This window comes from Candidatus Woesearchaeota archaeon, from assembly GCA_003695435.1.
Taxonomy (GTDB): domain Archaea; phylum Nanobdellota; class Nanobdellia; order Woesearchaeales; family UBA11576; genus J101.
This window is the reverse complement of sequence record RFJL01000039.1, coordinates 19,504-44,521: the sequence shown is the minus strand read 5'-3', so window position 1 is coordinate 44,521 and position 25,018 is coordinate 19,504. Positions and strand designations below refer to the sequence as shown.

General features: G+C 41.7%; 32 protein-coding genes. 18 read left to right on the top strand and 14 right to left on the bottom strand.

Annotated features, from left to right (window positions below):
• The first annotated feature begins 58 nt into the window (after positions 1–58).
• The 3 genes from D6774_02980 to D6774_02970 all read left to right on the top strand — a co-directional run bounded on the left by D6774_02980 (position 59) and on the right by D6774_02970 (position 2,234).
• A complete protein-coding gene (locus D6774_02980) occupies positions 59–496 on the top strand; it encodes a 30S ribosomal protein S12 (GenBank protein ID RME77954.1) in 438 nt (145 codons plus the stop codon).
• Positions 493–1,092 (top strand): 30S ribosomal protein S7, encoded by a 600-nt coding sequence (gene rpsG / locus D6774_02975; GenBank protein RME77953.1) that lies wholly within the window; start codon positions 493–495, stop codon positions 1,090–1,092. The genes D6774_02980 and rpsG overlap by 4 nt, the downstream gene beginning before the upstream one ends.
• A 635-nt stretch (positions 1,093–1,727) precedes the next feature.
• Positions 1,728–2,234 (top strand): hypothetical protein, encoded by a 507-nt coding sequence (locus D6774_02970; GenBank protein ID RME77952.1) that lies wholly within the window; start codon positions 1,728–1,730, stop codon positions 2,232–2,234.
• Positions 2,235–2,238: 4 nt separating this feature from the next.
• On the opposite strand, the gene D6774_02965 is transcribed toward D6774_02970, so the two are convergent.
• Positions 2,239–3,063, bottom strand: coding sequence for a hypothetical protein (locus D6774_02965; protein RME77951.1), 825 nt, complete (start codon positions 3,061–3,063; stop codon positions 2,239–2,241).
• A 2-nt stretch (positions 3,064–3,065) separates the two neighbouring features.
• Positions 3,066–5,690 carry a hypothetical protein gene (locus D6774_02960; GenBank protein RME77950.1) on the bottom strand — a complete coding sequence of 875 codons (2,625 nt, stop codon included), beginning with the start codon at positions 5,688–5,690 and terminating at the stop codon, positions 3,066–3,068.
• A 289-nt stretch (positions 5,691–5,979) separates the two neighbouring features.
• Here D6774_02960 and D6774_02955 point away from each other — a divergent pair, with 289 nt between their 5' ends.
• The 4 genes from D6774_02955 to D6774_02940 all read left to right on the top strand — a co-directional run bounded on the left by D6774_02955 (position 5,980) and on the right by D6774_02940 (position 8,693).
• The gene (locus D6774_02955; protein RME77949.1) at positions 5,980–6,588 is read left to right on the top strand and encodes a hypothetical protein; all 609 of its coding nucleotides are present in this window, start codon (positions 5,980–5,982) and stop codon (positions 6,586–6,588) included.
• Positions 6,585–7,262 carry a hypothetical protein gene (locus tag D6774_02950; GenBank protein ID RME77948.1) on the top strand — a complete coding sequence of 226 codons (678 nt, stop codon included), beginning with the start codon at positions 6,585–6,587 and terminating at the stop codon, positions 7,260–7,262. Before D6774_02955 ends, D6774_02950 begins: the two co-directional genes overlap by 4 nt.
• A 144-nt stretch (positions 7,263–7,406) precedes the next feature.
• Entirely contained in the window at positions 7,407–7,880 is a 474-nt protein-coding gene (locus tag D6774_02945; protein RME77947.1) for a hypothetical protein, read from the top strand.
• A gap of 210 nt (positions 7,881–8,090) precedes the next feature.
• Entirely contained in the window at positions 8,091–8,693 is a 603-nt protein-coding gene (locus D6774_02940; GenBank protein ID RME77946.1) for a hypothetical protein, read from the top strand.
• 102 nt (positions 8,694–8,795) lie between these two features.
• Here D6774_02940 and D6774_02935 read toward each other — a convergent pair whose 3' ends face one another.
• Positions 8,796–9,248: a hypothetical protein gene (locus D6774_02935; GenBank protein ID RME77945.1), complete on the bottom strand. Its 453-nt coding sequence runs from the start codon at positions 9,246–9,248 to the stop codon at positions 8,796–8,798.
• A 201-nt stretch (positions 9,249–9,449) separates the two neighbouring features.
• Between D6774_02935 and D6774_02930 the strand changes: the two genes are divergently transcribed.
• The 3 genes from D6774_02930 to D6774_02920 all read left to right on the top strand — a co-directional run bounded on the left by D6774_02930 (position 9,450) and on the right by D6774_02920 (position 10,959).
• On the top strand, positions 9,450–9,707 hold the full coding sequence (locus tag D6774_02930) for a hypothetical protein (protein RME77944.1): 258 nt from the start codon (positions 9,450–9,452) through the stop codon (positions 9,705–9,707).
• Between the two features lie 20 nt (positions 9,708–9,727).
• Entirely contained in the window at positions 9,728–10,042 is a 315-nt protein-coding gene (locus D6774_02925) for a hypothetical protein (GenBank protein ID RME77943.1), read from the top strand.
• A 137-nt stretch (positions 10,043–10,179) separates the two neighbouring features.
• Complete coding sequence (locus tag D6774_02920) at positions 10,180–10,959, top strand: hypothetical protein (GenBank protein ID RME77942.1); 780 nt, start codon at positions 10,180–10,182, stop codon at positions 10,957–10,959.
• Here D6774_02920 and D6774_02915 read toward each other — a convergent pair.
• The 5 genes from D6774_02915 to D6774_02895 are packed head-to-tail and all read right to left on the bottom strand — an operon-like array spanning position 10,945 to position 13,876.
• Positions 10,945–11,328, bottom strand: coding sequence for a hypothetical protein (locus D6774_02915; protein RME77941.1), 384 nt, complete (start codon positions 11,326–11,328; stop codon positions 10,945–10,947). The genes D6774_02920 and D6774_02915 overlap by 15 nt on opposite strands.
• The gene (locus D6774_02910) at positions 11,321–12,202 is read right to left on the bottom strand and encodes a hypothetical protein (protein RME77940.1); all 882 of its coding nucleotides are present in this window, start codon (positions 12,200–12,202) and stop codon (positions 11,321–11,323) included. Before D6774_02910 ends, D6774_02915 begins: the two co-directional genes overlap by 8 nt.
• Entirely contained in the window at positions 12,199–12,999 is an 801-nt protein-coding gene (locus tag D6774_02905; GenBank protein RME77939.1) for an FAD:protein FMN transferase, read from the bottom strand. The genes D6774_02910 and D6774_02905 overlap by 4 nt, the downstream gene beginning before the upstream one ends.
• Positions 12,999–13,646, bottom strand: a complete 648-nt coding sequence (locus D6774_02900; GenBank protein RME77938.1) for a hypothetical protein — start codon at positions 13,644–13,646, stop codon at positions 12,999–13,001. The genes D6774_02905 and D6774_02900 overlap by 1 nt, the downstream gene beginning before the upstream one ends.
• Positions 13,643–13,876 (bottom strand): ferredoxin, encoded by a 234-nt coding sequence (locus D6774_02895; protein RME77937.1) that lies wholly within the window; start codon positions 13,874–13,876, stop codon positions 13,643–13,645. Before D6774_02895 ends, D6774_02900 begins: the two co-directional genes overlap by 4 nt.
• Before the next feature lie 389 nt (positions 13,877–14,265).
• Between D6774_02895 and D6774_02890 the strand changes: the two genes are divergently transcribed.
• Complete coding sequence (locus D6774_02890; protein ID RME77936.1) at positions 14,266–15,165, top strand: hypothetical protein; 900 nt, start codon at positions 14,266–14,268, stop codon at positions 15,163–15,165.
• On the opposite strand, the gene D6774_02885 is transcribed toward D6774_02890, so the two are convergent.
• The 3 genes from D6774_02885 to D6774_02875 are packed head-to-tail and all read right to left on the bottom strand — an operon-like array spanning position 15,127 to position 16,079.
• Entirely contained in the window at positions 15,127–15,324 is a 198-nt protein-coding gene (locus tag D6774_02885) for a hypothetical protein (protein RME77935.1), read from the bottom strand. The genes D6774_02890 and D6774_02885 overlap by 39 nt on opposite strands.
• Entirely contained in the window at positions 15,321–15,587 is a 267-nt protein-coding gene (locus D6774_02880) for a hypothetical protein (protein ID RME77934.1), read from the bottom strand. The genes D6774_02885 and D6774_02880 overlap by 4 nt, the downstream gene beginning before the upstream one ends.
• Before the next feature lie 21 nt (positions 15,588–15,608).
• Positions 15,609–16,079, bottom strand: a complete 471-nt coding sequence (locus tag D6774_02875) for a hypothetical protein (protein ID RME77933.1) — start codon at positions 16,077–16,079, stop codon at positions 15,609–15,611.
• Between the two features lie 123 nt (positions 16,080–16,202).
• Here D6774_02875 and D6774_02870 point away from each other — a divergent pair, with 123 nt between their 5' ends.
• From D6774_02870 to D6774_02860, 3 genes are read left to right on the top strand one after another with little or no spacing between them, the layout of a single operon-like run.
• Entirely contained in the window at positions 16,203–16,679 is a 477-nt protein-coding gene (locus D6774_02870) for a hypothetical protein (GenBank protein RME77932.1), read from the top strand.
• Positions 16,680–16,691: 12 nt separating this feature from the next.
• Entirely contained in the window at positions 16,692–17,453 is a 762-nt protein-coding gene (locus D6774_02865) for a dihydrodipicolinate synthase family protein (GenBank protein ID RME77931.1), read from the top strand.
• Positions 17,440–18,015 (top strand): hypothetical protein, encoded by a 576-nt coding sequence (locus D6774_02860; protein ID RME77930.1) that lies wholly within the window; start codon positions 17,440–17,442, stop codon positions 18,013–18,015. The genes D6774_02865 and D6774_02860 overlap by 14 nt, the downstream gene beginning before the upstream one ends.
• Here the strand turns inward: D6774_02860 and msrB are convergent.
• Positions 18,002–18,391, bottom strand: coding sequence for a peptide-methionine (R)-S-oxide reductase (gene msrB / locus D6774_02855; protein RME77929.1), 390 nt, complete (start codon positions 18,389–18,391; stop codon positions 18,002–18,004). The two genes, D6774_02860 and msrB, sit on opposite strands and share 14 nt — an antisense overlap.
• A gap of 57 nt (positions 18,392–18,448) precedes the next feature.
• Between msrB and D6774_02850 the strand changes: the two genes are divergently transcribed.
• Both D6774_02850 and D6774_02845 read left to right on the top strand, forming a co-directional pair.
• Positions 18,449–18,640 carry a hypothetical protein gene (locus D6774_02850; GenBank protein ID RME77928.1) on the top strand — a complete coding sequence of 64 codons (192 nt, stop codon included), beginning with the start codon at positions 18,449–18,451 and terminating at the stop codon, positions 18,638–18,640.
• 90 nt (positions 18,641–18,730) lie between these two features.
• Entirely contained in the window at positions 18,731–19,585 is an 855-nt protein-coding gene (locus D6774_02845; protein ID RME77927.1) for a hypothetical protein, read from the top strand.
• On the opposite strand, the gene D6774_02840 is transcribed toward D6774_02845, so the two are convergent.
• Both D6774_02840 and D6774_02835 read right to left on the bottom strand, forming a co-directional pair.
• A complete protein-coding gene (locus tag D6774_02840; protein ID RME77926.1) occupies positions 19,586–19,834 on the bottom strand; it encodes a type II toxin-antitoxin system RelE/ParE family toxin in 249 nt (82 codons plus the stop codon).
• The gene (locus tag D6774_02835) at positions 19,835–20,056 is read right to left on the bottom strand and encodes a hypothetical protein (GenBank protein ID RME77925.1); all 222 of its coding nucleotides are present in this window, start codon (positions 20,054–20,056) and stop codon (positions 19,835–19,837) included.
• A 45-nt stretch (positions 20,057–20,101) separates the two neighbouring features.
• Here D6774_02835 and uvrB point away from each other — a divergent pair, with 45 nt between their 5' ends.
• Both uvrB and uvrA read left to right on the top strand, forming a co-directional pair.
• Entirely contained in the window at positions 20,102–22,060 is a 1,959-nt protein-coding gene (uvrB, locus tag D6774_02830) for an excinuclease ABC subunit UvrB (GenBank protein ID RME77924.1), read from the top strand.
• Positions 22,061–22,166: 106 nt separating this feature from the next.
• Positions 22,167–25,007: an excinuclease ABC subunit UvrA gene (uvrA, locus tag D6774_02825; GenBank protein ID RME77923.1), complete on the top strand. Its 2,841-nt coding sequence runs from the start codon at positions 22,167–22,169 to the stop codon at positions 25,005–25,007.
• The last annotated feature ends 11 nt before the right edge of the window (positions 25,008–25,018 follow it).

Here is a 25,018-nt window from a genome sequence, read left to right as displayed (position 1 = left end):
GCAAAAACAAGTACAACAACCACAACCTTTATAAACCCCCTCGCTGATTTTTGACGGTATGGGTAAAAAATCTAACGGCCTTAATGCCGGCTCAAAACTCAAGAAAAGACGTAAGACGAGTCTGTGGAAAAAGAAAAGTTATGCTGCTAAAGTACTTGGACTAAAAAAGAAGTCTGACCCTCTTAGTGGTGCGAGTCAAGCAAAAGGTATTGTTCTTCAGAAGATTCAAAAAGAAGCTAAACAACCTAACTCAGCTATGCGTAAATGTGCGCGTGTTCAACTTATTAAAAACGGTAAACAAGTAACTGCATTTCTTCCAGGAGATGGTGCTCAAAAACTCGTTAACGAGCACGATGAAGTAATCATCGAGTGTATCGGTGGGAAAATGGGCCGTGCTAAAGGAGACATTGCAGGAGTACGCTGGCAAGTCATAAAAGTGAATGATCAAGCTCTTGAATCCTTAAGAAAAGGTAAAGTGGAGAAAGCAAGAAAATGAGTGAAGTTCTAGCATTCAATAAGTGGTCAACTCAAGGCATTACCGTCGCAGATCCAGGCCTTAAAAAATACATCAATCTTGAACCTCGCATCGTTCCTCGAACAGGAGGTAAGAATGTAAAGACTCGATTCCACAAGTCAAAAACATTCATCATTGAGCGTATGATGAATCGCCTGCAAGTCTCAGGTCACACAGGTAAAAAACATGTTCGTTCATCAGGACATAACACAGGAAAAGCTCAATTAGTGTACAACACCATGCAAAGAGCGCTTGAAATTATTGAAGAGCGTACAAAAGAAAATCCTATTGCAGTTGTTGTTGGGGCTATTGAAAACGCTGCTCCTCGTGAAGAAGTTATCGCAATTGAATATGGTGGTGCTCGCTATCCAAAAGCAGTTGAGATGAGTCCTTCTCGACGCGTGGATTTTGCTCTTCGTCAACTTGTAACTGCTGCTACAACGAAGTCTTTTGATTCTAAGAAGGCAATTGAAGTTGCTCTTGCAGACGAGATTGTTAACGCTTACAAATTGTCTAACCAATCAGTCGCTATTTCTAAGAAAAACGAGATTGAACGACAAGCAGATTCTTCTAGATAAGGCTTGGAGAAGAATCCAGTCACTTCGAACTGTTTGTTTCTTTCAGATTATTTCAATTTATTTTGCAGAAATCTAAAGCACAGTCTCTGTGCATTTGTGTGGGCACGTGAGCATTTCTTGAAAACTTACCAGGAGGGCTTTCTTTAAAAAGAAGTTTTCAAATGTAACAAACGGAAGTAACGGAAATCACGGAAAAATCGGAACATTTATATATAATTGGTACTACACTACTTCTTATCACACGAACTGCTCACTCTGCTGGGGGGTGGAGCTGGGCTTACGAAAGGGAGTGTGGGTCATGAGTTCACTTGGACATGGGGGTGGCCAAGTTGTTTACCCAAGAGGGGCGTTTTTGCCCCTCTTTGATTTTTTCATAGGAAAAGATCAATGGGTGAAAAAGTCGCTTAACCTGGCGCTAAGAGAACTCGCGTAACAAAAAGGGGGTAAAACAACATGTTAACACAAGTAGCGTCAGCTATAAGTCTAGGAGCCGTATACTACGCGCTACTCACACTTATTGCAGGAACCGTAAGCATACCACTACTTACCATCATTACAGGATTTTCATTAGTTATGAGCAGAACCAACAAAGGTTGGGGGCTTTTACACAAAGGAATACAACAGAGGTGAACACTATGTCCATACAAGCAGCAATAGCAAAAAGAACACCACAAAGACTCATTGCACAGCAAAGAGATCTTGAGAAAACACTTAGTTTTGCAAATCTTCGCGTGTTTCCAACACTCTCTTTTAAACATGATGCACAACAATTAGAACGCGACGTGAGCGAAGTTCTAGCAGAGCTCGGACTGCCTCAACCATACAGACAATCTGAAGAGAGTGCACAATTGTGGCCCAATACCTACATCATTCAAAGAAGAGATCATCAATTTCCCTTATGCGATGCCTTGTTTGTAGAGTATAAAACTGCAAGAATGGGTTTTCTTCTAAGCGAACAAGAAAAATTCACACACACCATCTCATCACCTCTCAACGCAGGAGATTTCGCGCAAAGACTGCATGAAAAAAATAATGCACATATCATCGTACAAGAACTAATGATTCACGGAGATATGGGAAATTATGCGTGGATTTGTGATGCTCTTGAACATGCAGAATACCACCTCCACTATGTAGAATAACTATTTAGAATAAAGAGTGGAAGAGCCTTGTTGAAACGTAGACCTCAAGGATTGCAGCAAGAACAATGCAACAAATGCTTAGTGCGAAGAGTTTAAACGCATCGCGCGCAATTGCCTTCTTCCACTTTTTTGAGAGTACTGCTTGAGAGAGCAGTCCTCCTGCTATTGCTGCAATAAGAAAACCCGTAACCTCCGGGATGAGGTGAATAGAGAATAACAGAACAATCTTAATTGCTTGCTCTTTTGTTGTTGCTATAAGTTTAATCATTTCTACAAGAAAAGTTGCAAAAACTGAGCCGTTAAGAACAACAAGAAACATACTTGAAGCACCATACAAAAAGGAAAGTCCAAACGCAAGAAGAGCGAGAAACAAGTTTTTTGAGAGTATTGCAAGTGTTTGTTCCAAAGATATGGGAGGAAGACCTTCAAGAAAACTCTCAAAAGTTTCAAGAGAGAGTCCCTTCGTGTTAAGAACATACTCTTGTTGGAATGAAAACACTTCTGATGCAAGGGTTGGTGGAAGAAGAAAGCTTAACAACACGTAACCCACAAACAACCCAAAAAAAAGCAATACATATACTTCAATAACGCGTCGATGGACTTCAAAAAAAGGATGTGTTGCTCGAAACTCCCCTTCTGATCGCAAGAGAACTTCCATAAGTAGAGGAACGGTGAGCAAAGTCCAGAAAAAGAGCATGAGGAGTGAAATTTCCTCTCGGAGTGCAACAAATGCTCCTGCAAAGGAGATTAAAGTAAATAAAAGACCAAAAAAAAACACCACCCACGGTTGTTCGAGTGCACGTCTGCCATTCACAAGTGATTCAAACATTGTTACCTTCGCTTCTCAAAGTAATCTTCCCAAAAATCATCATCAGAAGATTTCCTTGTGTAGAGGAATAGTCCTAAGAGAAGTGCAAGAGTAATAAGAACAATGCCTAGGAAGCGAGTAGCATCAAGGTTTAATGCCTGCAAGAAACCTGCTGCTTCCCCTATTGCTGATGATGCGTCTTCAGATGGTGAGATGTCTGGGCATTCTCCTTGTTTTGCGCCTTTAGATGCGTAGGCTTTCCATTCTCTTACAGGAATGTTAAGCTCTTTTTGCTGATCAGTTCCTGGACGAATGCAAATGGTAATGATGTTGTTTTGACGAGCTGACGAAGAAGGCGTAACTTGTAGCTGTTCTTCTTCAACTGAGCAACTTCTTGTTTCCACCCTGCTACCTCCGTTATCACAAACGTTGGTACACGTTCTTTGTTGCGTGCCTCCACTACAAACACTCCAAGAGTCACAGGTCCATTTTTGATTACAGCCTCCTTTGCTTCTTCCTCCTGAAGAGCTTTTGTCATCTCCTCCCGATGAAGAGACTCCATTAACAATTACTGCTGTGTTTTCTTGTGCTGTGATATTATTCAAAGCAGTAAATGATGCACTTACCGATTTTGTACCTGTGGTAAGGGGCGTGTAGACAAAAGAGTAGGAAGCGTTTGTAAGAGTGAGAGTATCTGTTCCTTCAGGTGTGGTGATCTCAACAATTCCCGAGGGGTAATTGGTTCCGTTATCATAAGTAACTGTGCCCCGTAGAGTCGTTGATTCTCCCAGGGTTATGGTAGCAGGGTTTGCACTCAAAGTGATGATAACGTCATAGGTTACCTGCACTGTTGAAGATGCCGTATTAGTATTTGCAAAGGGATCTTCAGCGTAAATGGTAAAGACGTAGTCTCCTTCTGGTGTGTTTGCATCTGTTGTTATGCTTGCTGTGTACTCATCACCAGCCCCCATTAGGTTGAGCAACTCAACACTACCGTTAGGATACGTTACATTTGCAAGCACGTTGGAAATACCCGAGATGTCCGTGATAGTTGCGTTGAGGAGAAGATCCTCTCCTCGAACAATTTGTGTGTCCTGGTTAAAGGTGATGGTTGGACCTGATGTGTCGATGATGGTGAGTGTTTGCTGAGGTGAAGTAATACTGTTTTGTGCGTCATCTGAACAAGTAACGGTGTAGTTGTAGACGCCGACAGGCAAGGTATGTTGAAGAATTCCTTCAACTCCTGAGGTAAGTTTTCCTGAAACAGTGCTACCATCAGAGATGCTTACAGTACACTCAAGTGTTGAGTCCCACGTGTCTGAGACGTTGATAGTGAAATTGACAGAGACATCAGACGTATTTGGTCCAATACTCGTAATCACAGGTGCAGTGCTATCGACGATGAGTGTAAAGACAAAGGTTGCGTTGTTACCAACAGCGTCTTGCGTATATGCGGTAATAGTGTGAGGGCCATCAGTAAAGATGCTTGCATTGATGGTGTGATTGCCAGTAGTGTTGATCGTAGTATTCGCATAGGCAAACTGCGTGTAGTTAACTTCGTAATTATCAGTTGTGAGGAGAGTTATTTGCGTTGAGGGTGCGATGATACTTGCGTTTTGCGGGTTGATAGTGACGTTGGGAGGGGTTTTGTCGAGGAAGTAGTTTTGCGCAGGTGCAGCAGTTGTGTGTCCTGCAAGATCTTCACAGCGCACCGTCCAGGTATGTGCTCCCTCTGTTACGTTTTGCGCAGAGATTGCTGCCTGCACGCCAGAAGTAACGTTAAGTGTGATTGTCTGAGTGTTGTCAATGAGTACTGCGCAAGTAAGTGTTGGTGCGAGGTTGTCTGTTGCGGTGAAGAGGAATTGTTGCTGAGCATTTACAATTGCACCTTCTGCTGGAGCGTCTAGAGTAACATTTGGCGCAATGCCATCAATGAAAAGACTGCCGTTAAGAGTTATTTCTTCTCCGCCATTGTTTGCTGCTAAGTACGTAAAACACACTTGATCTCCGTTGACATATCCTGAAAAGTCAACCGTTTGCGTGAAGCGAGGCCCACCTAGAAGAGAGATTTGACTTGATGTGTTACCAGAACAGCGTTGATGCGTGAAGGAGACGTAATCAATCCCTGTTTCGGGATCTGTTGCATTAACACCAACAAGGTAACTTATACCTTCCTTGAAGTACGCGTTGTTTTGCGGATCTTCTTCGCTAAGAAGAGGTGCGGAGTCATCGTTGATAATAGTAATGTTAAAGAGATGTGTTTGTGTGCTTCCTTGACTGTCTGTTGTAATAACGCTAAGCTGTGCTGTGGTGTTTGAAGTTACTTGGGGAGCTGCAATGTTCATCTCAAAAAGAGCAAGGAGCACATTAGTTGCAATCGTCCCGTTCTCCCACATGGCAGAAGTGTTAGTTTGCGTCTCTATCCAATCTGTGTAATTAGTTACTGAGTTGAGAGTAAATCCGTTGAGAGCAAGTTCAACCTTGGTGATGGGATCTTGTGAGCCATAATTGTTAATGGTAAGATTTGCATCACTTGCAGTTGTTTCCATAAGAGAAATTGTTGAGAAGTTCACCGTTGCGCTGTGAACTGCTGAAAAGAGTGAAAGCGCAAGAATGCATGTGATAAGTATAATGACCTCTTTTCTCATCTGTTTGCCCTACCCCCACAATAGACAAGAATCTACTAGTGGGGGATTTAGTATACTGTTTTGGTTTTTGTATTTATAAATCTTATGAAAAAGGAAGAGCGAGGAAGAACACATCGCACCCCCTGTGCGCAAAAACTGCAAAGGAAATTGACAAGGACTGCAAGAACACTCAAAACGAAGAGGAACCAAAAAAGACCTCCGCATTATAAGATATCTATATTAAGAAGGTCTAAACTTAAATAGTGTTTCAACCACATTTATAAACCAGTTCTTTCCTAGCAAATAAATCATGAAAGACGCAGCAACAACACCCTACTATCTATTCGTAAATACACAAACCGCACCTCTGAGCATTTCAACCTACGCTGCAGATGAGGTTGAAGCAACAGATGACTTTCTTATTCCGCGCACAGGTCCTCGTATGACCCTGCATTTTGAACAACCAGATCTTGCTCTTGCAATTGCTCAAGGTCTGCGCTGTATTCCATCCTGCGCAGGAATTGCTATTGAGTCATCTTTACGAGCACTTGTTGATACCTATCAATTCTTCATTGACAAGCTTGTTGAGCGTCACAGCGCCATTCACAAAAAAGCACAAAGTCGTTTTAGAACTGTCCGAAACGACTTCATCTCAATCCAACCGCTCTCACAAGAGTATTTTCGAATAGAGCACTTTCCCTACCACGCAGTACTTGATGCGTTTGATGATCGAATACTGCTTGATAAAAGCAAATCAAAAAGGCTTTGTGAAACATCTCAAGTAGTTGAAGGTGTTAGACGCATCCTCTCAAGAGAGGTTGCTCCTTTTTCTTTTGTAGGCTCAGCACACGGACATACAAGAAGCATCTGCCAGCTAGTACAAGAACACAACGAATCCCTGCACTACCTTCGACGATGAAAGTCCTTCACCTTCATGCACCAACACCAATTGGAGAAATTGACTTTGATACTTCTCCTTTGCCAAAACGCATTGGTATTATCGGCACTATTCAGACCAAACCAGATCTTGAACGAGTAAAAGAATACTTAGAATCAAAAGGTCATGAGGCTTTTGTCGGAGGACAAGTGCTTGGTTGTGATCAAAACGCAGCACTTGCAATCAATCGTGATGTTGATGCATTTCTCTTCGTGGGCTCAGGGTACTTCCATCCTGTTGGTATCGCACATAAGTTTGATAAGATTTGTTATACGTGGAGACCGGGTGAAAAAACAGTTGATCCCGTTCCACCTGAGCGTTATGAAGAGATTGAGAAAAGAAAACGTGGCATGCTTGCAAAGTTTTACTCATCTGATGTGATCGGCGTGTTAATGTCTTGTAAATCAGGTCAGGCAACGGTACAAAGCTCGCTTAAAAAAATCTTTGAATTACAAGAACAATACCCTGAAAAACAGTTTTATTTCTTTGCATACAACACGTTTGACTTTGGGTCTCTTGAAGATTTCAACTTCGTGCAGTGCTGGATTAATACACAGTGCCCACGCATTCGCGAGGATCTCAAAGTACTCAATATTGAAGACCTTACAAAGGCTTCGTACATTCATGTCAATCTTGATGACATTAAAAAAAAGTAAAGGCGTACCTTCTTGACAAGCAACAACCCCCTCTGCAGCTTCTTTACCTTCTTAGCTCGTCACGTTTCTCATAGCTCCAACAGAGTACTTTATACTACTTGGTAAGATGAGCATATTTATAGGAGTGTAACAATAGAATACAGTATGACTTCGTTAGAGCAGATCTTCGTCCTAATTGTTGTATTTTTCATAGCAAGATATGTCTTTCGTGATGCACCTACAAGATATGCTAATTTTGGCGCTGCTCTTGTGGTGGGTGTGATACTTAGCATTCCTTTTGTAATTCCTGCACTGAGCACTTTTCTCTCCTACGCTGTTGTCATTGCCTTTATGATTGTGATGCTTTTTGGTCTGCTGGTTCTTTTCGGGGATTATCATTTCAAGCAATATTTGCAAGGTGGTGAGACAAAGTATTGGCTTATCATCGCAGCGGTTTTGATATCTGCTTTTGCACTCTCACAAGTTGTGGGTGAACAGTTACTTGAAGAAGAAGTATTTACGGGCGCTGCTGTAAAGACCCCTGAAGCCGCAATTGAAGGAAAGCAATTTCTTGATGCAGTATTTATTATCATCGTTGCAATTGCGATTTTGACAACATTTGCTGTGTTTAAGTTCTGACCTCTAGGCATCCAAGGTGCTTGTAACCAGCGTACCTCTTCGTGCATCTTCTGTTACCCTCACACATAAACATAACGCATGAATCTATGCAACACCTGAATCTATGCATTACTCCTTGACAAGTCTATCAAATACCAGATGTTCCTTGTTTGTGCGAAAACAAACGCAAAACTACGATCATTTAAATACAAGAACAGCACTCTGCAATGCATGTCGCAGCATTCTCTTGAAGAACAAATCAAGCCAAAACTTACAAAACTCCTCGGAGTATCAATTGAGGAGCTGAATGAGAACATTGCGCAAAGACTCAAACAATCCCCTCTTCTTGATTTTGATATTGACACGTCTCTTACTCTTAAAGAAGCAAAGAAACGCTACAGAGTGACGTATTTTAGACGTTTGCTCCGCATGACGTACGGAAATATTTCTGAAGCTGCAAAACTTGCAGGCATTGATCGAAGAAGCCTTCATAGGTTTATTTCAGAAACAGGTATTGATGTTGAGCGCATTCGTGAGGAGATGATCAAGCCTTATGAGTTGAGAAAAGATGAAATTGCGGGGTTAATTGAAGGCGAACTCAGACAATACGAAGGTATTGTACACCCACAACGGCTCAGTGAAGCATACAATAAAGTATATGACGTTTCCAGTGAAATTGTAGACCTTCTTCCTGAAGAACACCCAACTCTCAAAGAAGCAGAAGAGCGTTTTGAAAAAGCCTTCATTAATGCCGTGATTAAGGAGTCCTCATCTCTTAGGGATGCCGCGCATAAGCTTGACATCGCGTATGAGACCCTCTTGAGAAAGAAGTGATCATTGCTTCTCGAATTCAATCCTTACTTTTGCGATCTTCTTGAGGATGTTAAGCTCTTTGATGAGAACAATCCAATCAGAGAGCAGCCAAGTGACAACTTGTCAGATCGTGACCCATCCGACAATGACCATTCCTTCATGAAACAATGAATTGAGCAAATTTTCCTCGAGTGATTCCTGTGCTGCGAAGATGACTGATGCACTGATGAAGGTTGCTCCGATGATGACAACTCCAACCATTTTTGAGAAGAACACACGTAATTCTTTTTTCTTGAGTGCAGACAGGTAATCAAAATAGAGATGGATACCTTTAATCGCCTTTTTTTTCTTCTTATCGCGTTTAGGAATATCTAGGCGGATCACTGCATTTCGTCCTTTAAGTTCATCAAAACTCTCGATAAGATATGCTACGAACTCCTCATCAAGGTCTTTTTTGTGATATGCTTTAGTATTATCCCATTCATTGAAGATCTCTTCATAAGTGTCAAGCGCTATCGCTACAACAAAATCCCCTTTACGGGTCGTTTCATAGCGGTGTTCTAGAGTGAACGTCATAGACTGTGTTACGCCTCGAGGGAGTATATATGGCTTCCTACAAAAGAGTGTTTTAGAAGAAGAGTAAGGAGGCAGCCCCTTCCTTTTTGCTTGCGAAAGAGTACGATACAATGAGGTACAGTGCAGAAGAGTGAAGCAAATGATAAACCTCCTGTAAAAAACAAAAAGAATTTAATATACTCTTGACATACGGGTCAGCAGATGAAGATATACTTATTCTCCCTTGCGCTCATCGTTCTTGGAGGTTTATTTCTAGGAAACAGCATAACAGGCTACGTAATCTCTCAGAGTTGCTGCTCAGGAGAGGATTGCGCTCCTGAAAATCTTTGCGGGTTCGCTATGCCCCCAGAAGAGCTGAAACCACACTGGATTGACGTTCTTTTCGGTCTCTCTTTGATCTTTGGCGGCGTTTCCCTGTTCTTGTATAAAGAGATACGCCGCAAGAAGCTTTATAAATAAACTTTCTTACGTTCTGCTCCATGACAAAAACAAATACAGCCCATAGGGGACAGCTGGTAGCTATTTTGAGCTACTTGACCATCATTGGGTGGATCATCGCTCTGGTGCTACATTTCACACAGGGCAAGACAAGACTTGGCAGCTATCATCTTCGCCAGACATTGCTTTTAGCAATTGTAGGAATCATTCTAGGCTGGATCCCTCTGGTACGTATGTTTGCATGGATCGTTCTCTTCGTCTTCTGGATCATAGGATTCGTCTATGCCATCCAAGGAGTTGAAAAGCCAATTCCACTCATCGGTAAGCCAGCTCAAGAATGGTTCAAAAGCCTTTGAACCTTGAACGGTTAAATTATTTCTTCTCCTTTTTTCTTTAACCTTTCTTTTGGATACATCTATAGCGCAAGGAGACAGTAGTTCTGATGTGATTGTCACACAATCTTCTTATTTCCCTCTGTCTTTATACCTCTCATATGATGTATTCGCGACAGCCCTTATATCAGGCACCTTTCCGCACAAGCTATGCTTCAAACATTATGTATTCTGCGACAGGCGTTGAGCGACCTCTCGAATACTCCCCTTCTTTTGTTGAACACGTAAGATCAATGCCAAGTTATGAATCTCCTTCCCACTACGCCTCGCCAACCACTCTTTACGAAGGAAATGAACAAGAAGAACCAACTTGCATTCAGCACATTGATCAACCAACCACATTCTTGAAACCGAACAGAGCGCCGACACGATTCATCGGCAAAGCAGAAGAAGTGAAGGAATATTTGCTTGAAACCTGGGATCATCTTATGCACAAAGAATTCCCTTGCGATATTGATATTCACATCTTAAGTTATGAAGCGATGAAAAAACATCTCAAGGAAAACTTTCACCCAGGCATTCTTGGCTTTGCACGTAATGGTCATGCAACGTATCAGAGGTCGCGGATTTTTGTGCGTGAAGGCGAGCTTGACATTGTGCTCGAGACACTGGGGCATGAGCTTGGTCACGTACTCACCCCTCCCTTAGATGACCCCGTTGATGAAGAAGCTAAGGCGTACGCGTTTGAAGCTGCTTGGGTGAAAAAGATTAAAGAGTTTAACATCGCTGGTCTTGCAAGCAACTTTAAGGATATGCCTGAGCCTGCAAGAAATGGTGTGCATGATAAAGCTGCAAGATTTGTTCGGCTCACCTTACTAAAAAAGGGAGATGCAAAAGAACTCTTCTCAGCAATTGCGAAAAGAACATTAAGATGCTCGTGAAACTCTTCTAGGTTTAGGTGCTGGTTGCTGTACTGCAAGTAACGCTTCTTGTGCACGTCTTTGCTGTTCTTGCAATCGCGCCTGTTCTTCCAGAAGAGCTGCGCGTTCTTGTTCTTTCTCTACTTGATCAAGAAGCTGTTTCACCGTTGTGATCTGATTTGCTATTTGTTTATCAAGAGCAAGGTTCTGTGCCTTAAGGTGTTCAAATGATGCTTGTAAATTTGCTTTTCTCGCTGCAGTAATGGTGACGTCCCGATCGATCAGGGAAAGCCTATCATAAAGGTCAACTATACCCAATGCCGCTATGCTATACAGTAGGATAATTGCAAAAGTAACAACCCCTAGGAAGATCTTCGTAGCCTTACCCATTCTTAAGCTCACCTCGTAACTGCTCTTCTTGAGCTTGAAGTGCGCTCAACTCATCAAGAAGCTGTGCGTGTTGTGCCTGCGCTGCCTGGTATTGTTTTTGCAGAAACGAGTATTCCTGTGAAAGCGTATCTGCAATTTGTTGCTGAGAAGAAATCTTTGATTCTGCCTTGATGAACAAGGATCCGATAACTGCACCACCTAGAATTACCAGCAAGGAGATCATGATAAGTGCATTCACTTCTCCTTGTGTCTCAAATATACCTGCTGTGTTAAGGATACGTGCAAGAAGTAGTGAGAGAATTACCCACAAACACATCCAGAAAATATATGAGATGGGTGTGTGCAGCGCAGATACCTTAAGATCTGTTCCGAGACCAACACTATGAATGAACGCGATGATGAAGAGGGGGTAGCTTAGGTAGTGAATTTTTTTCCACCGCTTATAACCAATAAATTGAATCACTCGTTTTCTAGAAGTAATTGAAATGAGGATAAGGAGATAAAACGCCAAAACTCCGAGACTTAGAAGTGCAAGCCATTTATCCGAAAAATTAAATCCTAAATAATCTGATATGTGAAGGCCCTTCCCCCATTTGTAGTTATCTGCTACTGCAGATATTCCGTGAAGTAGACTAAGATAGAAACTTGCAATTGCAAAAGGTACGTGATATTTGAAGATGGCAAGATCTGCTTTAACTTTTCGTAGGAGTCGGAGTTCTCCGAGGAAGACGGTTGCGAAAAGAAAGAAAAAACTTACCAGTCCAAAGATGCGTGTGAGCATCCAGATAAGTGGAGTTGTGGTAATAAATGATGCCAGGACAATATAGAGTATAGCAACAATACTGCCAAGAATTAGAAGATGTGAAGATTTCATGCTCGCACCTCTTGAAGATCTTTAGTAAGTAAAATTGCTCTTACCCCCTCTCTACGTGCGAAATCTTGAGCTTCTTGTGGTTTGAGTAGCATCAAGCAGGTTGCAAGAACATCTGCGGTACACAGATCATCAGCAATAACACTTACACTAATAAGTTCATTGCCAAGTACGTGAGAGTGTTCATAGTCAAGGTCATATTGCAAATAATCTCCTGATGTTGCAATTGCCTCATTCCTAAGAGTTATAGTTGTAATGGCACCTTTTTTTCGGGGGTGCTGTATATCAACCACTTCTTCACCTCCTGCGATGCGCATATCTCCTCTTGCATCTATGAAAATCTCTTCTACACCGTGCGATTGAAAAAACGCGGTGAGTTCATCAACAATATATCCTTTAGCAATGCTGGAGAGATCAATTACAACATCCGGATGCGTAAGTGCGACTCTATCTTTTTTAACGTAAATGTCCTTGTAGGTACAGGAAAGTCGTGGTAAAGATTGTTTGTTTTTACGCGCGAGAAATGCTTTTCCTTTACTGATGTCATACCTTCCTTTGGTCTTTTCACAATAGACCAGTGCTTTTTTGATAACTTTGTTAAGGTGTTGTGAAACTTTAATGTCCCGCTTAGCATTAAGAGTGTTAATCTCACTGGTCATATCAAACAGATTGAAGATGTTCTCAAGTTTCAGGGCGTAGTCATAAGCGTCAGCACATAGCAGTTCTGCAATCACTTCTTCAATTCCATAGATTGTGAAGGTGATCTTATCTCCCATAAGAGGATAACTACGCTCATACATTATCTGAAGTCCTCGCTGTATATGTGATCTTCTTTGACTCCTGCCGCGATGAGGTCCGATCTAAACGTGTCAATCAGGGCGTTTGGTCCGCAAATATAATAATCACTACTGCTCCAATGAGGGATCGTCTTGATATCCTCCAGGGTAATGTGCGAATGTTTCCCAAGAGAACTTTCAACTCGTGTAAAGTAAAGTCTTACGTCAAAAGGAAGTGCGCGTACCTCTTTTAGATATGCCATGTGTGAAGGTGACTTTGCACAGTAGAATAGATGCGCATTCGCGTGCTCAGGGAGCTCTCTCAACATGCTAAGAAGAGGTGTAATACCTATTCCCCCTGCAATGAAAATATTGTTTTTATGAGGAGAGCGTAAGGTAAACCTCCCATAAGGTCCAAAAACTGCGATACGTTCTCCAGCTGTAGAAGAGAAAAGTCTTTTGGTAAAGTCTTTATGTTCTTGTATTCCCAGAGTGAGTAGATCTCCTTGAGTGTTAAGAATGGAAAACGCGCGTTTTTGCTCAAGGGCATCCTCAAATGCGAGCATAACATACTGCCCTGCCTTGTAATTAAGAGGCTCTTTGAGTTTGAGGTGTATATTGCGCACACCTTGTGCTACATCCTCCATGGAGTGCAGTATTGCGGGAATCATTTCTTCTTAATGCAAATACACCCAACTGGACAGCTTCCTGCAACTTGTTGCTGGCGTTCGTATTCCTCATCACTTATGAGAAGCTCATATTTTCCTGTTGAGGGATTACGCACAGCCCCTTTAAGCTCTGCCTTTCCTTTATTGTTAAGTTTCCAGAAGTCCTTTGAGAGGGCTTCGCATTCTCCTGCTCCGATGCAATCTTCTTGTTTGTATTCAATAATATACGCCATAGCGCCTCCTTAAGTCAACTGATAGTATTCCTCGCGAATACTTCTTATTTTGACTCTTATGCATAGTGTTCTTCCTCCCACAGCTCTTAGATTCTTTGCAAGTCTTAGGATGTTCGTGTGGGAAGCTCCCGCACAAATCCCCTTCTCTGATCTTGCAGAACTTGCAAGTATGAAGAGGAATGTCGCAAGGATACGCGAACCATTTATGTGGACAATCACCAATAAATAGTATATAATACATCTGTGTAAACCATACAAACCAAATGCTTTAAAAGAACTCGAAATGCTCTGAGAAGCGACAATACAATAGTTTAAGAGTTCAGAACAATAAAAGAAAACGTTTATTTTCAACCACCATATTTAAATAGTTCTGAACAATTTAGAAAGTCATGAAATACCTCCTTATCTTAATCTTACTCTTACCCTCAGTGCTTTCTGCACAAGTGGAAAAAGTAACCCTTGCAGATACCCTTACCGAGCATGATGCTCTTGAGAGTGTACACATCGTGCTCACGAATAACACGCAAGACCATTTCTCACTCAACCTCCCCCGGGGAGCAAAAGATGTTACAAGCGATCTTGCACACACCTTTGAAAATGATGTTCTCAACTTCTCATTGGAATGTGAATCGTGTCTAATTGAATTCTCTTACACCCTTCCCAACGTAGTAACAGAACAAGGCGACGTGCATAAGTTCACAAGGACAGTCTCAATTCCCGTAACACCTTTGATGTTTGAGTATGATGTCAAACTGCCTCAAGGAGCCGTCGTGCAAAAGTCAGATACACCTGCGATTGTTCCTCTCCCTTCAGGGATTGATACTGATGGATCGCACATTATCGTGAAATGGAGTGATCATAGCCCTAAGCTTCCAGCAATCTACGAGATTACCTTCGCATCCGCTGAAGCACAAGAAAAAAACATAGGCGAATTCTTTAGTGAGTTTGAGGAATGGCAGGCATGGACGCTCATGATATTTTTTGGAGTGTTAGGATTTATCCTAGGGGTTCTTTTTTCATCACCTAAAAAGAGTTACGCTGCACAAATCTCATCAATTCCACTTCACCTTTTAAGTCCTGATGAGAAAGTTGTGGTGCAAGTTTTGCAGAAAAAAAAGGATGCCGTCATGCAAAAAGATCTCGTTAAGGAATTGGGCTGGTCAAAGTCCAAAGTTTCTGCGGTGCTGTCCAATTTGGAGTATAAAAAAGTCATTGATCGTGAAAAATATGGAAGAAATGCAAGGGTCAGTTTACGCTTCATAAATTTCAATGAACGCCTTGACAAGTGATACCACGCAGAAGATGATGACGATATAATTCTCAACAACGCCAGGAAATCCCAGGTCAAATATTTTTATTCCTTTGTTTGCAAGAACAAAGCTAAGAAGAAAGATGGCGAAGAAGGCAAGAACAATGATACTCATCGCCTGTAAGAATTTTACTTTCATTTGAAGAGAAGTGCTCCTCCTGTTTCAAATTTTTTGAAGCTTTTAATGAGGTGCATTTTGTCTTTGACTTCGTTGTAGAGTTTTTCAAATTCTGCAACGGTAAATTCTATGATTCCTGAAGATTCTCCTTGCGCAAAGCCTATTGCAATGGTTTCATTTTTTGGATTAAGTAAATCTTCATGGATCATAATTTCTTTTACAGATGTTTTAAACTCTTGGCGTGCTTGTAAGTGTTTGGTTGTGGTTCTGATTTTAATATTCATAAAAGAAACGAGGGCACACTCTTATTTAAAACTGGTTTTGTCTCCTTGTGATGACACCAATTCTTCCACTATTTTCTCGATCGTGCTTTGCATCTCCTCTTTGATATGGCAAAGAACTTCAACCGGTAGAACCCTTTTTTCATAGGGAGCGTAGTTCTTATCAGGTTTGGGGTCGGTGAAAGGAATTCCTTGAACAAAAACATTATGCCGGTAGCGAGGGATCAAGTGATAATGTAAGTGAGGCGCTTCATTTCCAAAACAAGCTATGTTTGGTCTATCAGGGTTAAAGAGTTGTTTGAGTACTTTCCACCACGCTGGAATGATGAGAGTATAGAGTTCTTCACGTTCTTGTGCAGTTATTTCTAAGACCGTGTTTGCATCTCTTTTGGCCCATGCATAGCTACGCCCAACATAAGGGTATTGTTGTTCATGGAGGTAGAGATCCCAGAACGTAAAAGACCTAATGTTAAGATGTGCGTATGGATCTTTCATAGTACTTGGTGAGAAGAACTTCTCCTATATAGACTAAACGGATATTAACAAGAATGATTCTAAGAGGGATTTGCATGTACGTGCGAACATTTTTAAATAGGCTCTTTTGGACGCAAGCATACAATGACGACGCTTGCAGAGATTCCTCGAGAATTCTTTATTAACGGAACAGGCCTTCCCGTTAGACCTGAGGAGTACTCCTTTGGTTTTGCTTATGAGGAACTTCCTCCTCAGGGCAACATTCCCTACCTGCCCGATATTGCGCCTTTTGGGCCTACCATTTGCACTGGGGGGAGGGTTGTTGCATTTGCGGGTTGTTCTAGTCTTGATACTATTGTTGAGTGTTTGCAAATACAAGGTGCACGTGGTGCGTATAAAGAGCTCACCCCTCTTCGTTGGGATGAATCACTTCTCTACGCTGCCAAAAAAAGATTTTCCGGCTGGGATTACGAGGCCATAATGGTTCTTCCCGCAGATCTTATTCCTGGTTGTAACGAGAGTAATTATGAGCGCCTTTTCAAAAGGTACGATCAAGCCGCGATGAAACAAGGGTTTCGTTTTTCTCTTGAACTTAACCGATATGTTTATGAGTTGAAGTGATTCAACGAGAGTATGGCGCTTATTGTTCCACTGGTAACTCCTAAAAAAGATCTACACATTGATGTTGAATCACTGCGCAATTTGCTTCTTTTCTTAGAGGATTCTTTTGTTGATGCGCATTTCATCTTGGGCACCACAGGAGAGTTTCAAAAATTAACTCTTGAACAAAAAGAAAAACTCATTGATCTTACAACAACGCTTGCAACAAAACCGGTATGGATTGGTGTTACCGCTAGTTCTCTTGAGGAGACAAAAGTGCTAGTAGAACTGGCAAATAAGAGTACTGCTAAGAGCATTGTTCTTGCACCTGCTTGTTATGAGAATCCTCGTGAGGTGATTGAGACCTGTCTTGATATGAGCGAGCTTCCTCTTTACCTCTACAATAATCCAGAAATTCACCGAGGAGAAAACTTACCTCTTGACGTTGTGGACGAGTATAAGCAAAGTGTTGCTGGCATTAAAGATAGTTCAGGCCAGATCGGGTATTTTCACCAATTGCTTGATGTGCAATCGGAAACATTCAAGGTCATACAAGGACACGTGGATCTTTTGGAAGACTCTTTTGATCTTGGAGTTTCTCATTATGTATTGGGTCCTGCTAATGTTGCTCCGAATTACTTCAATGCGGTGCTTGAAAGTAAAGATAAGATGTTGCTTACAAGAATTCCTGATCTCGTACAGGATTTGCTTAGGCGTGGCAAGGGAAATATGATTAAAGGCATAAAAAACGCGCTTAAAGAGATGCAAGTGCTACGATCTGATGAACTGTTTTGATCTTTTCTCACCAAAGTTTAAAAAAGAATGCATCAACTGGAGCACCATGGTCACAATTTACCTTGCTAACCAATTAGGATTTTCTGAGACTGGGCGTTATGTCCTTGATCACCTTTTCATACCCCGGCTTAAAGAGATCGGTTTTGATGTCTTTGACCCTTTTGTAGAGTGCGGCAAGCTTCTTGACTTAAGCGTTCTTGAGATCTGTGATAAGGCTTCGGGCCATCAAAGGTTTTGGGAGGAGTTCAACAGGCAAGTAGGTCCTACGAATAACAAAGGCATGATTGAGTCTGATTGCATGGGCGCAATCCTTGATGGAGGACATGCGCTTGATGATGGTGTTTCAGGAGAGATCGGTTTTTACGCAGGACGTGAGATCGGCCCTATCTTCGCTTTGCGCTCAGATCTTCGTCTTGCGGAGAACTTGGCAGCAAAGGTGAATCCGCAGATCACCAGTTACATTGAAATGAGCGGGGGAAAGCTCATTGATAATTATCCCAACGCGATTGAGACGTGGTTTGACTTGCTTGAAAAATTCTATGAGACGTTCACTTCTTCTTGAAGGCTAAGGCGCATCCATTTATGCAGTATCGTTTTCCCGTGGTCTCTTTGGGTCCGTCATCAAAGACATGTCCTAAGTGCGATCCGCATGCGGAGCAGACAACTTCTGTTCGTTTCATGAAAAACGTATGATCCTCTTTGTACTCAACTGCTCCAGGGATTGCTTGATCAAAACTGGGCCAGCCAGTCCCTGAATCAAATTTTGCATCGGACTTGAAGAGTGTTTGTCCGCAAGCAGCACACTTGTAATCTCCTTTGTCTTTATTGTGAAGAAGCGGACTTGTGCCTGGTGGCTCGGTACCTTTTTCTCTCAGAACAGCGTATTGTTCTTTGGTGAGTTTCTTTTTGAATTCTTCTTCGGTGTGCTGTGTACTCATACATGATTGAAAAAGGAGCGGACGTTTTAAAGACTTGTATTTTCTCAGAATGCGCATATGCACTTATCAGTGCTTACATCTTTGCTTATTTTTGCCAAATGCTATGTACATAGCAACAAAGTAGTATTTTTTCTTACTAAGATATATAAGAGACGAGCAAAGCCGAAGAGGAGTCTGGTTACTAAAAAGGAGTTAGTGGGAACAGCACTCGTAACAGAATTGATTGCTCTTCGCACAGATACTGCATAGAGTCTTCTTCACAAGACGCTTCAAGGCACTGCTCCACCACTTACTGCTGAACAAGCAAAAGGAGACCTTGACGATAAAGGGGGTCTATTCTTGCCAGGAGAGTACATTCTTGAAACTGCAGAAGGAACTGAACCGGTTCGTGAAGAAGTTCCTTCAAAGGATTTTAGACAGGCTGTTCGTGAAGAAATGCAAGATGATGGTGTGACCCTTCTTTATGAGAATGCAATGAGCAGAGGTGTGTTTCTTCCGCTGGGAGAGATGATTAAAACCGCATTGAGAATACTTAACAATGAGTGGTTGTATTCAAGAAGAGAAGATCGTACAAAGATTACAAGAACTAAGCATATTCAAGCAGAAGCTATCTATAAGGCCTATTCACCTCAGACGGTTGAGAAATATGGTGCTCGCAATCGGCTTGCTTCTGCCCTTAGTGTTCTTGTGGCAAATCCTTCTCGTTATGTTCATGAGCAAGCATCTTTGAGGAATATGAGCCCTCAGCAAGAAACTCAGTTTCGTGAAAGCATTGCTCTTGCACAACACCCTCTTAAGAGCAGATCGGGTGATGTCTTGGCAATGCCCTATGTTGTGTGGGCGGGTTGTACTCGTCGAAGAGAAGAGCAAATGGCTGCACCTATTTACATTGCAGGATATGGTGGTTTTGGTGAATTTGCTGAAGCATCCTTAGAAATAGTGACTGCGAGTCTTATTAACGAACTCAATCGAGGAGAAGTTGAATCGAAAGTAACGCCAAGCTCTTCAGATGTCTTTGTGCATCTTGATGGAAAGGATGTTGTAGGGGTGTTGCGTGAATATGAAGAGACCTCTATTGGTACACGCAACAATCGTTGGGAAACTCGCCTCATTCATCCGAAGAACGACTGCGGTCTTGATCTCAAACTTATTGAAGAAGAAGCAAGGGAGAGATATAATATTGCAAGGGAGTAATCATTTGTAAACTCTTCTCCTGTGATCGATCTCAATAACAAGAATGATTAGATCGCCTGAACTGATGTCGACAATGATCCTATACCCTCCTGCACGGATCCTGAAATAAGGAGATGCGACAAGTTTTTTTGCATATGCATGAGGTCGTACTCTGCACCGTTCAAGCGTTGCGATGATACGTGCACTCTCACTCTTGTCAAGTTTCTTTAAGAATTTCTTTGCCTGTGCGGTAAAGATAAGATCAAACATTTACAGACCTAGTTCTTTCTTGACTTGTTCAAGAGTGTATACTCTACCTGCCTTGATATCTGCCTCAGCTAATTTGACCCGTCGTTTTGTCTCTTCTGAAAGTTCAAGAGAATCTTCCAATGCATCCCAGATGACCTCTTCATAGGATTCATTAGGATGCATCTTTCTTTTCTTGAGTTCTTCGACAAGGCTTTTGCTGACTTGAATACTCGTGAGAGCCATAGATATCTATAGATATCTATAGTTTATAAGTTTTTCTCAGGCGATATTGAAAAGTATTTAAACGGCCAATTTTTTTGTAAATTAGTGAAATTCCATCTTAGATCTGAATACAAGCCCGCAGGAGGCCAGCCAGAAGCAATCAAGAAAGTTGTTGAAGGTTTTAAGAAATATCCTAAGCAAACCCTTCTAGGTATTACGGGTTCGGGAAAGACATTTGTTATGGCAAATGTCATTGAAAAAGTTCAGCGCCCTACACTAGTTTTAGCACATAATAAAACACTTGCAGCTCAACTCTACCAAGAGCTCAAAGAATTATTTCCAGAAAACAAGGTGGAGTATTTCATTTCGTACTATGATTATTATCAGCCAGAATCATATCTTCCTTCATCTGATACCTATATTGAAAAAGAATCAACAGTAAATGAGCAGATTGAGAAAATGCGCCTTAAGGCAACTGCGTCTTTGCTTGCGCGTGATGACGTTATTGTGGTCGCATCTATTTCCTGTATTTATGGTCTTACGGATCCGCAGGATTTTGCTCAACTCTCGTTGCAACTCAAGAAGCTTGATGCTATTAAGCGTGATGATCTGATTACACATCTTGTGGAGATGCAGTATGAGCGTACGCGTGACGCACTTGAACCTGGAAAGTTTAGGGTACGCGGAGATGTTATTGAGGTTATTCCCGCTTACGATGAAGAGATTATTCGTATTGAACTCTTTGGTGATGAGATTGAACGCTTGCAAGAAGTTGATCACGTAACAGGTGATGTCATCACACATCTTGATGCTATTAAGATATTTCCTGCAAAGCAATTCGTCGTGGTTGAAGAAAAACAAAAAAAGGCCATTGAGAGTATCAGAGCTGAACTTCACAAAAGATTGCCAGAGCTTCCTGAACTTGAACGGCAGCGTTTGGAGAAAAGAACGAACTATGATCTTGAGATGATTGAGGAGATGGGGTATTGTTCGGGTATTGAGAATTATTCTCGCCACTTTGAATCGCGCAAACCAGGTGAGCCTCCGTTTACGCTTCTTGATTATTTTCCGGAGGATTTCTTGCTCATCATTGACGAATCACACCAAACAATACCTCAAGCACATGGCATGTACAAAGGAGATTACTCACGTAAGAAAAACCTTGTTGATTTTGGGTTTAGGCTCCCTTCTGCTCTTGATAACCGTCCGCTTAAGTTTGAGGAGTTTGAAAAGTATTTTCGTCGGGTGTTGTTTGTCTCAGCAACTCCTGGTCCGTATGAACTAGAACATTCAGGCCAAGTTGTTGAGCTTATTATTCGGCCCACAGGACTTCTTGATCCTCAAGTAGAGGTTCGTCCTACGAAGAACCAAATTCCTGATTTGATTAAAGAAATTAAGAAGAGAGTAGATCAAGATGAGCGTGTGTTGATAACAACACTCACAAAACGCATGGCAGAAGATTTAACGAATTACCTCTCCCAACAAGATATTTCCGTTCGTTATATGCACTCAGATATTGATAGCCTTGATAGGATTGAGCTGATCAGACAGTTGCGTGCAGGTGAGTTTGACGTCCTTGTAGGAATTAATCTGTTGCGTGAAGGACTGGACCTTCCGGAAGTGTCATTGGTTGCTATTCTTGACGCGGATAAAGAAGGATACTTGCGTAATGAGACCTCACTTATTCAAACGATTGGAAGAGCTGCGCGTAATGAAAACGGCCACGTCATTATGTACGCAGATACCATAACAAAGTCAATGGAAGCTGCAATTTCAAAAACACATGCACGTCGCAGGGCGCAAATAGCGTTCAACAAGAAACATGGCATAACACCAACTACAATTCGTAAGAAAGTTGCGCAGAAGGGACGTGAGATCAAAGGTGTCAAGCACATGGCCTATGATGATATTGTGAAAAAAATTGCAGATCTTGAAGCGCAGATGAGACGCGCTGCTGATGAATTAGATTTTGAGAAGGCAATTGAGATACGAGATACCTTGGAGAGGCTCAAGAAAGAGGTTTAGGATATTGTAAGGAGTTTAGAAAAAATAGTTGTATGTTTGATGTGACTGCAACGTGTAGTTCTCACTAATCACAACTTTCTTAAACCTTTTTTCGTTTTTTTAGACTATGCAGAAGAATTTAGTAGTGCGTGGTGCAAGGGAACACAATCTTAAAAACATCACAGTAACCATTCCTCGAAATAAGCTAGTTGTTATTACAGGTCTTTCAGGTAGTGGAAAATCTACCTTGGCGTTTGATACGATCTATGCTGAGGGTCAGAGAAGGTATGTTGAATCACTCAGTGCGTATGCAAGACAGTTCTTGGGATTGATGAGCAAACCAGATATTGATTCTATTGAGGGTCTTAGTCCTGCAATTTCTATTGAGCAAAAGACGACGAGTAAGAATCCGCGATCAACGGTTGGAACGGTTACGGAGATCTATGATTATTTTAGACTACTTTTTGCACGTATTGGTACTGCGCATTGTCCTAAGTGCGGTTCTGCAATTAAACCGCAATCTGCAGAAAACATTGTGAATCTTATCCTCTCTGATACGGGCAAGGAAGTCCTTATCCTCGCACCAATTCTTGACGGAAAAAAAGGAACTCATGAAAAAGTCTTTGAGGATTTGAAAAAAGAAGGTTATGTGCGAGTGCGCGTTGATGGTGTGGTGTATCGTCTTGATGAGTTTAAACCAAAGCTCGAACGGTACGAAAAACATTGGGTTGAAGCAGTTATTGATCGCATCGTTATCTCTGAAGATAATCGTCTTAGGATAAGTGATGCTGTGGAGCAAGCAGTGCACAAGGGAAAGGGCACAGTTAAGGTTGTTGATGCGAAAAAAGATTTCTCAAAGCTTAAAGAAATTGAGCGTCAAAACGCTGAGCACATTTATTCCACCTTTGGTGCTTGTCCTAAACATCCCGAAGTAGTGTTCAAAGAACTTGAGCCGAAGATGTTTTCTTTTAATTCGCCTTTTGGTGCTTGTCCTACGTGTAACGGCATTGGCGAGCATATGATTATTGATGAGGATTTGCTCATTCCTGATGATTCGTTGAGTGTTATGGATGGCGCTCTTGCCTGTTATGGTAAGATGGATCTTTCTTGGAGGGGTCAGCAGATTCAAGCAGTGGGAAAACAGTTTGGCTTTACGGTATTCACACCTATACGAGAGCTTACTAAAAAGCAAAGAGAGGTGTTGTTGTATGGTACGTCAAAGCCCATTAAAGCGAAGTGGAGTAATGGTGCTTCTATGAATATGGAAAATGGTTGGGAAGGAGTTATCCCTCAGACCATGCGTTTGTGGAGAGATACGGATTCTAATTATCGCAGGGAGAAATTTGAACAGCTTATGACAACAAAACCCTGTAAAACATGTAAAGGGAAACGATTACGGGATGAAATTCTCGCGGTTAAGATTAATGGAAAGTCCATTATTGATGTGACGGATATGAACATTAAGGATTCTTTGGACTTTTTCAAGAACTTAAAACTCTCTGAAAAAGAGAGGTTTATTGCAAAACAAGTGTTAAAGGAAATTACTGACAGGTTGGGCTTTCTTAATAACGTGGGACTATCATATCTTACTCTTTCAAGGTCTGCAAGGACGCTTTCTGGTGGGGAAGCTCAACGTATCAGACTCGCAACACAGATTGGCTCTAACTTGATGGGTGTTTTGTACATTCTTGATGAGCCAAGTATTGGATTGCATCAACGAGATAATGCGAAACTCATTGATACGTTGCATAGGTTGCGAGATCTTGGAAATACTTTGATCGTCGTTGAGCATGATGAAGACACCATGAAATCTGCTGATCACATCATAGATATTGGTCCTGGCGCAGGTGTTCACGGAGGCCACATTGTTGCTCAGGGAACTCCAAAACAAATCATGAAGAATAAAGAGTCTCTTACTGGTGCGTATCTTTCTGGGAGGCAGAAGATTGAAGTTCCGCTGACGCGTAGAAAACCTCTTGACTTTATTGAACTTAAAGGCTGCGCAGAAAACAATCTTAAAAATATTGATGTTCGCTTTCCCACAGGCGTTCTTTGTGGTATTACCGGCGTTTCAGGTTCTGGAAAATCAACGCTGATGAATCAAACACTCATTCCCGCAATGAAAAAATATTTTGGTGCAAGAGAGTCGAAAATTGGTAAGCACAAAAAACTCAAAGTGCCTCAAACAATACAAAACGTTATTGTCATTGATCAAGAACCTATTGGTAAAACGCCGCGTTCTAATCCTGCAACGTACACGAAGCTTTTTGATGATATTAGAAAATTGTTTTCTGAAACCAAGGAAGCAAAGAAAAGAGGGTATAAACCGGGGAGGTTTTCTTTTAATGTTCCTGGTGGCAGGTGTGAGACCTGTGCTGGTGATGGACTTATCAAGATTGAGATGAATTTCTTGCCTGACGTCTATGTTGAGTGTGAGGACTGCAAGGGCAAACGGTATAATAAAGAAACACTTGAAGTAACGTATAAGGGAAAGAACATCGCAGATGTTTTGGACATGACGGTAGAAGAGGCCCTTCCCTTTTTTGAAAACCACCCTTCTATGAGAAGAAAGATCGAAACATTGTTTGATGTGGGTCTTGGCTACATTAAATTGGGACAGAGCGCAACAACGCTTTCTGGAGGGGAGAGTCAGCGTATAAAACTTACAAGAGAACTTGCAAAATATAAACGAGGAAATACGGTGTATCTTCTTGATGAGCCTACAACAGGCCTTCACTTTGAAGATACTCGTAAGCTTTTAGCAGTTCTTAATAGGCTTGTTGAAAAGGGAAACACTGCCTACGTCATTGAACATAATTTGGATGTGGTAAAGTGCTGTGATTACATCATAGATCTTGGCCCGGAAGGCGGAACAGGTGGAGGAGAAATTGTTGCACAGGGAACGCCTGAAGACATTATCAAAGTAAAGAAGAGTCATACTGCAAAGTTTTTGAAACCTCTTTTGTAGCTGTTACTTCG